The organism is Bradyrhizobium sp. U531 (genome assembly GCF_051710265.1).
In the GTDB taxonomy this organism is placed as follows: Bacteria; Pseudomonadota; Alphaproteobacteria; order Rhizobiales; family Xanthobacteraceae; genus Bradyrhizobium.
Genome location: NZ_JASVEN010000002.1, coordinates 917172 through 927609, shown reverse-complemented (window position 1 = coordinate 927609; position 10438 = coordinate 917172). Strand labels below are relative to the sequence as shown.

The 10438-nt window shown below is 65.7% G+C and carries 11 protein-coding genes and 1 pseudogene; 5 read left to right on the top strand and 7 right to left on the bottom strand.

The genetic code is table 11. From position 1 onward, the window contains the following. Positions 1 to 417, top strand: a 417-nt coding sequence (locus QRQ56_RS16220; RefSeq protein WP_438741446.1) for a hypothetical protein, incomplete at its 5' end; no start/stop codon positions are given. Positions 418 to 488: 71 nt separating this feature from the next. Next, positions 489 to 662: pseudogene (locus QRQ56_RS16215) on the top strand (phospholipase effector Tle1 domain-containing protein); the annotation flags it as partial. 237 nt (positions 663 to 899) lie between these two features. Here the strand turns inward: QRQ56_RS16215 and QRQ56_RS16210 are convergent. Together QRQ56_RS16210 and QRQ56_RS16205 are read right to left on the bottom strand one after the other, a co-directional pair. Continuing rightward, the gene (locus QRQ56_RS16210) at positions 900 to 1178 is read right to left on the bottom strand and encodes a DUF1488 family protein (RefSeq protein WP_438741445.1); all 279 of its coding nucleotides are present in this window, start codon (positions 1176 to 1178) and stop codon (positions 900 to 902) included. A gap of 196 nt (positions 1179 to 1374) precedes the next feature. Then, positions 1375 to 1668, bottom strand: coding sequence for a hypothetical protein (locus QRQ56_RS16205; protein ID WP_438741443.1), 294 nt, complete (start codon positions 1666 to 1668; stop codon positions 1375 to 1377). A gap of 356 nt (positions 1669 to 2024) precedes the next feature. On the opposite strand from QRQ56_RS16205, the gene QRQ56_RS16200 reads away from it, so the two are divergent. The 3 genes from QRQ56_RS16200 to QRQ56_RS16190 all read left to right on the top strand — a co-directional run bounded on the left by QRQ56_RS16200 (position 2025) and on the right by QRQ56_RS16190 (position 4259). Next, on the top strand, positions 2025 to 2153 hold the full coding sequence (locus QRQ56_RS16200) for a hypothetical protein (protein WP_438741442.1): 129 nt from the start codon (positions 2025 to 2027) through the stop codon (positions 2151 to 2153). A 256-nt stretch (positions 2154 to 2409) separates the two neighbouring features. Beyond that, positions 2410 to 3738 (top strand): DUF2235 domain-containing protein, encoded by a 1329-nt coding sequence (locus QRQ56_RS16195; RefSeq protein WP_438741441.1) that lies wholly within the window; start codon positions 2410 to 2412, stop codon positions 3736 to 3738. Positions 3739 to 4007: 269 nt separating this feature from the next. Next, entirely contained in the window at positions 4008 to 4259 is a 252-nt protein-coding gene (locus QRQ56_RS16190; protein ID WP_438741438.1) for a PilZ domain-containing protein, read from the top strand. Positions 4260 to 4434: 175 nt separating this feature from the next. On the opposite strand, the gene QRQ56_RS16185 is transcribed toward QRQ56_RS16190, so the two are convergent. The 5 genes from QRQ56_RS16185 to cobT all read right to left on the bottom strand — a co-directional run bounded on the left by QRQ56_RS16185 (position 4435) and on the right by cobT (position 10416). Further along, a complete protein-coding gene (locus QRQ56_RS16185; protein ID WP_438741437.1) occupies positions 4435 to 4842 on the bottom strand; it encodes a hypothetical protein in 408 nt (135 codons plus the stop codon). Between the two features lie 432 nt (positions 4843 to 5274). Next, positions 5275 to 6387 carry an NADH:flavin oxidoreductase/NADH oxidase gene (locus QRQ56_RS16180; RefSeq protein WP_438741435.1) on the bottom strand — a complete coding sequence of 371 codons (1113 nt, stop codon included), beginning with the start codon at positions 6385 to 6387 and terminating at the stop codon, positions 5275 to 5277. A 142-nt stretch (positions 6388 to 6529) separates the two neighbouring features. Beyond that, a complete protein-coding gene (locus tag QRQ56_RS16175; RefSeq protein ID WP_438741434.1) occupies positions 6530 to 7225 on the bottom strand; it encodes a hypothetical protein in 696 nt (231 codons plus the stop codon). 216 nt (positions 7226 to 7441) lie between these two features. Beyond that, positions 7442 to 8512, bottom strand: coding sequence for an esterase-like activity of phytase family protein (locus tag QRQ56_RS16170; protein WP_438741432.1), 1071 nt, complete (start codon positions 8510 to 8512; stop codon positions 7442 to 7444). Then, entirely contained in the window at positions 8509 to 10416 is a 1908-nt protein-coding gene (cobT, locus tag QRQ56_RS16165) for a cobaltochelatase subunit CobT (protein ID WP_438741430.1), read from the bottom strand. The genes QRQ56_RS16170 and cobT overlap by 4 nt, the downstream gene beginning before the upstream one ends. Between the last annotated feature and the right edge of the window lie 22 nt (positions 10417 to 10438).

Below are 10438 nucleotides of genomic sequence, written 5' to 3'. Positions count from 1 at the left end.
CGACCGGGACAAGCAAGCAAATCAGGCTGCCTGAGTGACCGCTACGCGGTCCTCACCGGATGCTTACTTTGCTCCGAACCGTCTGAAATTGAAGAGGTTCGCCCTAGTTCAATCGGGAGTAAGATTCGCGAACAAATAGGACGCGAGGAGGGGAACTTAGGTGATGTGCTTTGGCATATTTATGAAGGCTTCGAGAATCGATCGGAGATAAGGCGACCTCGCCTGCCACCTATATTTGTTTCGCGAGACGCCGCAGTGCTCACGCCCGATGAGCGCCGCCGAACGCAAAGAAGCGAGCGCCTCGATCGCCTGAAAAGTGGCGCGAGAAGTCCCGAGGATGCCGTTGGCGCTGCGCTTGGCCTTGAGCTCTGGGCCTTAGGGGTCCAGTTGCTTCTCGTAAGCGAAACCGATGATTGACCATAAAACGTTACGGTTCGGGGGCTCTTCCGCTATACTCGCCCCGGCAGCATAACTCCGAGGCGCATCCCATAGATCACGCGCGCGACCCCGACCACAACCCCTCCCCCAAGAACCTCGTCATCTGCTGTGACGGCACCGGCAACGAGATTTCGGAGAACAGCTCCAACGTCCTGAAGCTCTATCGCTGCCTGCGCAAGACGGACCGGACGCAGCCGCGGCAGATGGTGTCCTGCGATATCGGGGCGACACGGTGACGGAGCCGGCGGCGCGAAGAAGGCCGATATCAATTCGCTGGTAAGGCTCCACGGACTTGGCCCGAGCTTGAGACGTTCGCTGCCGCCTAAAAGCGGCGCTGCGAGAGGGCTTCCTCCTCTTCGGGTCCCATTGCGGAGACACCCTCTCCCGCGAGCGGGAGAGGGAGCGCAGCTTCGTCGGTGCTACGATCGGGGCTCATCCCTTCTTGCCCCGTAGCGCTTGCTCTACCCGCGAAAATCGATGCTGCGCAGTACGATGCCCGGCGGCTTGCCTTCGAATTCGCAGGCGCGGTATTTGCTGGCGGCGCAGGCTTCGATGCGGTCGCGCAGGCGGGCGAACTGGGCTTCGCGGTATTCGGGCGCGACCTTCGGGCCGCGTTCGAGATCGTCCATCGCCGAGGTCGAGATCGCGCAGCCGATCTCGCGCGAGCCGTCCTGCATCGAGAACAGCACGATCATGCGGTCGTATTCGAGGCCGATGTAGCGGCCGCTGGTGAGGCTCATGAGGCTCGCTCCTGTGCGCGGTTGGTTCGCTTCCGTCTTCTTCTCTCCCCCCGCCTTCGCTGACGCTACGGCGCGGCAGGCCGCCTTCGCCAGAGCTTCAGCAAGGCTTCAGCACGGCAGGCCGCGGGCGAGGCCGGCCGCCCGCATCGCGTCCGCGTCTTGCGCGCGTGAGGCGGCGCGGGCGGCCGTGGTCGCCTCAGCTCTCCTCCAGCCGGGCGAAATCGTCGAACAGCGCGGACACCAGCGCGCGGTGGCGCGTGTCCTCGGTGGGCAGGCTGGCGGCATAGAGGTTGAGCAGATAGCGCGCCTTCACCGCGGCTTCGGACCAGGAGGCGGAGGGCACCGTCATCAGGCGGTGCTCGAGATCGGCCTCGCGCTCGCGCAGCTGCCTGACATTGCTCTCGACTTCGGCCAGCGCGCGGCGCAGATCGGTCGCCTTCTGCGCGGCCATGCCGCGATGCTTGTCGAGATCGACGGGGACGTCAGTCATGAATGGTGCTTGCCTCGATGCGTTGGGGCGTCGGCGAGATCGACCGGGCCGACGTGAAACGGCTGCCTGGGGGGTGTCGTGCCGCCCGCGGATGGTCATGCGCCTGCTTTTGGCAAGTTGACCCGAACCGGCGCTGCGACGCGAAGCATGCGCCGGTTGCAGGACGATAGCCAGCACATTCGTCGCCACACAGCCGGCGCTGATGCCGCAAGCAGGCCGCGATGCGTTAGCCCTCGCTATCGGCCTGCCGCAGGCGTAGGGTTCCTGCATGATCGCGCATCGCCCGAGGATCGAGGGCGACGTTGCGCGGCTCGGCCGCACCGGATGAACTCAGCCACTCACAGGAGACGGACATCATGGCCAAGGGACAGCAACGCAGCAATCGCGAAACCAAGAAGCCGAAGAAGGACAAGGCCAAGACGATCGCGGCCGCGCCGAGCCGCAAGGATGCGTGGCAGCCGGAGATCGGCCAGAAGAAGAAGTAGGGCGAGAAGCGAGCACCGCCTTCCCTTCTCCCCTTCTTGTGGGAGAAGGTGGCGCGAAGCGCCGGATGAGGGGTTGTCTCCGAAAGTTCTGACGCGAGAGATGCCCGCGCGGAGAGAGACCCCTCACCCGTCTCGCCGCTTTGCGGCGATCCACCCTCTCCCACAACAAGGGGAGAGGGCGACACCCGTTGCATCTCCTCTCCGTCGCGCTTTTCCGCTATACTCGCCCCGGTAGCATCACCTGGAGGCGCATCCCGTGGAGCAGGTCCACACCACCGCGGCCAAACCCGACTCGAAAAACCTCGTCATCTGCTGCGACGGCACCGGCAACGAGATTTCGGAGAACATCTCCAACGTCCTGAAGCTCTATCGCTGCCTGCGCAAGACGGACCGGACGCAGCCGCGGCAGATGGTGTTTTACGATCCCGGAGTCGGCACGGTGACGCAGCCGACGACGTGGCACCGGCTGAAGGCCAACATCAACCTGGTGCTGGGGCTCGCCACCGGCTACGGGCTCGATGACAACGTGCTCTCGGCCTATTGCTTCCTGGTCGAGAATTACGCGCCGGGCGACAAGATCTACCTGTTCGGCTTCTCGCGCGGGGCCTACACCGTGCGCGTGCTGGCGGGGCTGATCCACAAGGTCGGCCTGATCAGGCCGGAGCAGGCGAACCTCGCAGGGTCGGGCCTCGTCGCCTACAAGCAATATTCCGGCACCGGGCGCGGCAACGACGTCGAGGACCTGAGCGACGTCGCCTTCGACGAGCAGGGGCCGCTGCCGAAGGACCAGTTCGACCTCGCCGCGCAATTCGCGCGCATCACCTCGACGCGCTGGCCGACCATCCACTTCGTCGGCGTGTGGGACACGGTGGCGAGCGTGATCGTGCCGCGCCCCGACCGGCTGTTCTGGCCGAGCCTGGAAGAGCTCGCCTTCACGCTGCGCAACCCCAGCGTCAAGATTTTCCGGCAGGCGATGGCGATCGACGAGCGGCGCTGCATGTTCCGCCTCAAGAAGTACGAACAGCCGCAGGAGTTCTGGAGCAACCGCTACGTGCCCGACGAGAAGAAGGTGCCGCAGGACATCTGGCAGGTGTGGTTCGCCGGCGTGCACAGCGACGTCGGCGGCGGCTATCCGGAAGCCGAAAGCGGCGATTCCAAATATCCGCTGATCTGGATGATCACGGAGGCGGAGAAGGCGGGGCTGAACTTCAACCAGGCGACCATCAAGCAACTCGCCTGGGGCATCCAGCGCAAGAACTCGCCGTTCCAGTATGTCGCGCCGGCCTATACCGGCAAAACGGGGATGCTGCACAATTCCATGACGTTCGCCTGGCGGCTGCTGGAGTTCATTCCGAAGAGCGCGAAGTACCGGGAGTGGCCGGAGCGGAAGGTGTTTCTCGGCTTCTACATCCCCGACTGCGAGCCGCGCCTGATCCCCGAAGGCGCCAATGTGCACGAGAGCGCGCTGAAGCGGATGGCGGTGGAGCCGGACTACCGGCCGGTGAACATGCCGAAGGTGTACGAGACCGTGCCGATGCCGGTGCCGCCGGGGGTGGAGGCGGTGGGGGAGGAGGCGGCGGGGTGATGTGGGGCGGACACCGCTCTCACCACGTCATTGCGAGCGCAGCGAAGCAATCCAGACTGCCGCCGCGGAGGGAGCTCTGGATTGCTTCGTCGCTGCGCTCCTCGCAATGACGACAGCGGCGTTTGTGGCGTCACCCCACCCCGCTACCTTCGCTTTCTCGCTTCGCCGCTACTTTTCATTAAAATTCTCCCGCGCGCCTTAGCCGGATCGCATCATCTGTCTTTCATCATCGGGCACGATCCCCGCGAGACAGCGGAGTTGGAGGAGACGTGCCGAACCATCCGCGACGATACGCCCGCGTGAAACCTTCGGGCCTGGTGTCGCGCCAGGCCAAGATCATCACCGACCCGCGCGCGCCGGTCATCAACTGCACGCTGATCGACTATTCGCCCGGCGGGGCCTGCGTCGATCTCGGCGGGCAGGTGAACATCCCCGACCGCTTCGAGCTGCTGCACGTCAACACCAAGAAGCGCTGCCGCATCGCCTGGAAGCGCGGCACGCGCGTCGGCGTGGTGTTTTAGAGGGCGCGGTCTTCTTACCCTCTCCCCCTTGTGGGAGAGGGTGGCTCGCCGCATGGCGGCGAGACGGGTGAGGGGTTGCCTCCGCAGGCTGATCTCTTGCGACCGGACTCGCTGATGCCTACCCCTCATCCGGCGCTTCGCGCCACCTTCTCCCACAAGGGGAGAAGGAAATAACCTACTTCCGCATCCGCGCTTTCGCGCCGCCGACGATCTGCATGGCGACGCCGGCGATCCAGCCGAGCAGAGCGAGCGAGGTCCAGGCCATATGCGGCTCGAGGCGGAGCACGATGACGGCGACGGAGGCGAGCGCGGTGAGCGTGGCGCAGAGCGTGCCGGCAGCGCTGAGGAATTCCGCCGCGTCGATCTCGCTATGCGCCTCGTCGAACGGCAATTGCGGCGTATCGATGCCGAGATAGAAGCCGACGAAGCCCAGCACCATCATCAGCAGCAGAAAGCCCTGCGTGGTCAGCGCTGGGATCGCCGAGCCGACATAGGCCCCGACGAACAGGCCGCACGCCGCGCCAGCCATCGCCAGTCCGACACGCTCGAACACATGAGCCGTTTTGCGAACACGAAACCGCATGGCGCGCCTCCTGACGGAGTTGGGTGAGCGCAAGGTTAGGCCAGTTTTGGGGGAGGTGGAAGGTGAGGAGATTTACGGATGCGTGAGGGGGTGTGGGGCGCGGTTGTGTGAGAGACGCGAAAGGCGCGCCGCAAATTCCGCCGTCGTCCCTGCGAAAGCAGGGACCCATAACCACAGGGAGCAGTTTGGCGAAGGCTCGTAGTTAAGTTGTCTACGAGCACCGCGGATCATCGAGAGATCACGCGGTATGGGTCCCTGCGTCCGCAGGGACGACAGTGGTGGGTGGGTTGCGCACCTGTATCCTCAGCGTCATTGCGAGCGTAGCGAAGCAATCCAGGCTGCCTCTGCGGAGGGATTTCTGGACTGCTTCGCTGCGCTCGCAATGACGAGTGTGTGGCGCCTTCCTCGCGCCACACACACGCCCCGCGCGCCCTACCTCGCACCAAAGCTGGTCTTGCCGAACAGCGCCTTCTGCGTCGAGGGCTGCGAGCGCCAAAACTGCGGGGGAGCTTCCACCTCGCCGCCGAGCTCGGCGGCGGCGTGCCAGGCCCAGCGCGGGTCGTAGAGCATGCCGCGGGCGAGCGCGACCATGTCGGCCTTCCCGGATGCGACGATGTCCTCCGCCTGCTTCGGCTCCGTGATCAGGCCGACGGCCATGGTGGGCAATCCCGTCGCGCGCTTGATGCTGTCTGCGAACTGCACCTGATAGCCGGGGCCGAGCGGGATCTTCTGCAGCGGCGAGACGCCGCCGGAAGAGGCATCGATCCAGTCGACGCCGCGCGCCTTCAGCGCGTTGGAAAATTCAATGGTCTGCGCGAGATCCCAGCCGCCCTCGACCCAGTCGGTGGAGGAGACGCGCATGCCGATCGGCTTGTCGTGCGGGAAGACCGCGCGCACGGCGTCGTAGATCTCGAGCGGAAAGCGCATGCGGTTCTCGAGCGAGCCGCCATATTCGTCGGTGCGCTTGTTGGAGATCGGCGACAGAAATTGATGCATGAGATAGCCATGCGCGCCGTGCAGCTCGATGGCGTCGATGCCGATGCGCTCGGCGCGCTTGGCGCTGTCGACGAAGGCATCGCGGATGCGCCTGAGGCCCGCTTCATCCAGCGCCAGCGGCGCGGCCTCGCCCTCCTTGTGCGGCACCGCCGACGGCGCCACCGTCTGCCAGCCGCCCTCGCTTTGGGGAATGAGCTGGCCGCCGTCCCAGGGCCGCGCGCTACTGGCTTTGCGGCCGGCATGGGCGAGCTGCATCGCGATCGCGGTGGTGGAATGCTTGCGCACCGAGGTGAGGACCTGCTTCAGCGCGGCCTCGGCGGCATCGCTGTAGAGCCCAAGGCAGCCCGGCGTGATGCGGCCGATCGCCTCGACATGGGTCGCCTCAATGCAGAACATCGCCGCGCCCGACAGGCTGAGATTGTTGATGTGGGTGAAGTGCCAGTCATTGGCGACGCCGTCGTCGGCCGAATATTGGCACATCGGCGACACCACGACGCGGTTCTTCAAGGTCAGGCCGCGCAGCTTGATCGGGGAAAACAGGGCGCTCATGCGGGGGAGTTCCGGAAGGAGGAAGGGATGGAAGCAATTGCATGGAGTGTAATGGGCGGATGGCAGATTGCCAGTTGCGCAGGCAGCATGGCCGCCCGCGCGGCCATGCATTGGCCGCGTCATGGAATCGCGGATCGGCCCGCTACTGCCAGAAATCGCCGCGCTTCAGCCGGCCGATGCGGATGCGATGCTTCCGCCCGAGCGTGATGGTGGCGCGGGCGGCGAATTCGATGGTGTAGCGGCCGTCGTCGCGCCTGCTCACGCTGCCGAGATCGCCGAGTGTTTCGGCCAGCGCCTGGTCGTCCTCGACGAACAGGCGGTAGTCGTTGAGATCGTAGCGGCGCGGTCCGCGCCACGTCACCACAGGGAAATAGGTGCGCATGTCGCCGTCGGTCTTGACCACGACTGTGCGGCCCGCCGCCTTGCGGAACAGGTCCGGCGTCTCGATCAGTCGCGCGCTGTTGCCCTCGATGGCATAGACGTTCAGCGTCATGATGTGACGCTCGGTGCGGAAGGAGACCGCGACATAGCGCGAGTCCGGCGACCAGGCCGCGTAATAGGCGTCGGACGCCGTGTCGAGATTGTTGGCGTGGCTGATGTTGTCGAGGACGTCGAGCCGGCGATGGCTCGGCTCCGCCATCAGATAAGCGTGGAATTTGTCATGCGCGCCCTCGCCTTCGCCATGAACGGCGATGGCCAACCGCTTGTTCGGCGCCCACCCGCCCGCGACGATGCCGTACTCGCCCGTCTCGTAGGTATGCTCGGCGGTGGCGCGCGCGGGTGAGGCCGCGGCGAGCGCGAGGAGGAGTGCGGCAACGAGAGCGCGGCGGAGGTGCATGACGATGTGTCGCAGGCCGATGCGGGTGCGTTCAAACTGCGGTGTTGGAGGAAATCTCCGCTGTCAGCCGCGACCTCCGCTGTCGTCCCTGCGCACGCAGGGACCCATAACCACAGGGAGTAGTTTGGCGACGACTGGTCGTTCGGTACTTCGACCGCCTCAATCGATAAATCGCGCGGTATGGGTCCCCGCGTACGCGGGGACGACGGCGGAGAATTACTCCACCAGCGTGAACTGCAGCAGCAGCGTGCGCTGGAGCATCGAGAAATTGTCGTCGGAGATCAGCGTCAGCACGGTCTCGCCCTCTGCGGTGACGTGGGCGTCGATGCCTTCCATGTTGTCGACCTCGTGGCCGAGATCGGCGGCGAACAGCGCGGGGCCGTCGACCAGCGCGCCCGGTGCGATCGATTTCAGCTGTAACGATCGGATGCGGATGTTGACGCCGGTGAACCAGGAGAATTTGCGTTCGAGGATCAGGAGCTCGCCGCTCGGCAGCAGCACGGCGTCGCTGATGTCGTATTTCTCGGTGCGGCGCACGCTGAACTGGCCGGGCGACGGGCCGCCGATCAGGAAGGCGGTGAGGTTGCCGTCGGCATCTAGCCCGCGCTCGGAGAAGGCGATCAGCGTGCCGGCGAGCGGTTGCCCCTTGGGCACGACGACCAGCGCCTCCAGCCCCTTGTTATACGGCAGCTTGCGTATGCCTGGCGGCACCGGCACCACCTCGCCGCGGGCGCGCGTGCCGCCCTTGGAAAAATCGTAGCGCAGGATCTGGTTGACGCGTTCGAGGCCGACATAGACGAAATTGCCGTCGCGCGCGATCGATTCCGAATCCCACCACATCCGCTTTTCCGTGATCGGCCGTCCCTCCGCCCCTAGCAGCGGCGCCGCCTCGACGTCGTCGAGGCCGACCATCTTGCCGCCGGCATAGCGAATGATCCCCGTGAACCAGCCGCCCTGGTCGGAGACCGCGAGGAAGCGTTCACCCTTGGCGTCGAGCCGGATGCCGGACAGGCCGCCGAAACCGCGATAGCGCGAGGTCAGCACCAGGCCGCTGCGATATTCCAGCGAGCCGAAGCGCGTGCGCGCGCGGTCGCGCGGCTCGAAACTGGGAATGGGGCGCGCGTTGACCTCGACGACGACGGGCTCGGAGACGGCGTGCTCGTTCTGCAGCGCGCGCGGCGGCGGCTCAGCTGTTGCTTGCGCCAGCGCGAGGCGAGAGGTTGCGACAGTGGAAAATCCCGCCGCCGCAAGCCGAAGGAAGCTGCGGCGGGATGAATGCGTGCTCACGAATGCAATTTGCGTCGCGGGCGACCGGCCGGCTGAGTGGGCGCGGTGTTGGTCTCGCTGAAGAGCTCGGCGAGCTTCTCGGTAATGGCGCCGCCGAGTTCTTCCGCATCAACGATCGTCACCGCGCGGCGATAATAGCGCGTCACGTCATGACCGATGCCAATCGCGATCAGCTCGACCGGCGAGCGGGTCTCGATCTCCTCGATGATGTGGCGCAGGTGCCGCTCGAGATAATTGCCGGGATTGACCGACAGCGTGGAATCGTCGACCGGCGCACCGTCCGAGATCATCATCAGGATCTTGCGCTGCTCGGGCCGGCCGAGCAGGCGCTTATGCGCCCAGTCCAGCGCCTCGCCGTCGATGTTCTCCTTCAGGAGCCCCTCGCGCATCATCAGGCCAAGGTTTTTCCGCGCACGGCGCCACGGGGCGTCCGCCGACTTGTAGATGATGTGGCGGAGATCGTTGAGACGGCCGGGATTGGCCGGCTTGCCGGCGGCAAGCCACGCCTCACGCGACTGCCCGCCCTTCCAGGCACGGGTCGTGAATCCCAAAATCTCGACCTTGACGCCGCAACGCTCCAGCGTGCGGGCGAGAATGTCGGCGCAGGTCGCAGCGACCGTGATGGGACGTCCGCGCATCGAGCCGGAATTGTCGAGCAGCAGCGTCACCACGGTGTCGCGGAACGTCGCCTCTTTCTCGTGCATGAAGGACAGCGGGTGATAGGGATCGGTGACGACGCGCGACAGGCGCGCGGGGTCGAGAATGCCCTCTTCGAGATCGAACTCCCAGGCGCGGTTCTGCTGCGCCATCAGCTTGCGCTGCAGCCGGTTGGCGAGACGGGCGACGATGCCCTGCAGATGCGCGAGCTGCTTGTCGAGATAGGCGCGCAGGCGCTCCAGCTCGTCATGGTCGCAGAGGTCTTCGGCGGCGATGACCTCGTCGAATTTCGGCGCGAAGGCGTGGTATTCCGGCCCGCGCGGCTCGTTCTTGCCGTGCGAATTCGGACGCGTCGCCTCGCCCGGCGTCTCGTCGTCGCCGAGCTCGCCGTCGTCGAAGGTGTCGGAGGTCGAGGCCTGCGCGCTTTCCATCGCGCTCTCGCTCATCTCTTCCGAGCTCGCCTGCGCCTGGTCGGCGCTCATCTCCTGCGCGGCATCGGAATCGGGCGAGCCTTCGGCGCCGGACTGGTCGTTGTCGCCGTCCTGGTTCTCGTCGTTCTCGTCATTGTCTTCGCTGTCGGCGTTGCGCTCGTCGCCGATATCGAGCGCCGTCAGCAGGTCATGCACGGCATCGCCGAACTTGGTCTGGTCCTCGACGAAGCCGTCGAGCCGGTCGAGCCGCTTGCCGATCTTGTCTTCGAGGATCGGACGCCAGAGATCGACCATCTTCTTCGCGGCCGTGGGCGGCGCCATGCCGGTCAGGCGCTCGCGCACCAGCATCGCCAGCGCATCCGCCAGCGGCGCATCGGCGCGGTCGGTGATCTCGTCGAACTTGCCGCGATGGAAATGGTCGTCGAGCATCGCGGTGAGGTTCTTGGCAACGCCCGCCATGCGGCGCGCGCCGATCGCCTCGACCCGCGCCTGCTCCACCGCCTCGAACACGCCGCGCGCCTGCGGATTGCCGGGCATCAGCTTGCGATGCAGCTTGGCGTCGTGACAGGCGATCTTGAGCGCGATCGAGTCCGCGTGGCCACGCACGATCGCCGCATCGCGCTTGGTCATTTTTCGCGCGGGCTCGGGCAGCCGCGCCTTGCCGGGAGCGAGGCCCGGGCGCTCGGCGGCGAAGGAGACGTCGAGCTCCGGCGATTTCGCGATCGCCTTCAGGCAGGAGGCGACCGAGCGCTTGAACGGCTCGGTCGGGGCTTCCTTGGTGTTACGGAATTTGGAGTTGGATGATGATGTGCTCATCTCGATCTCAATGTCGTCCCCG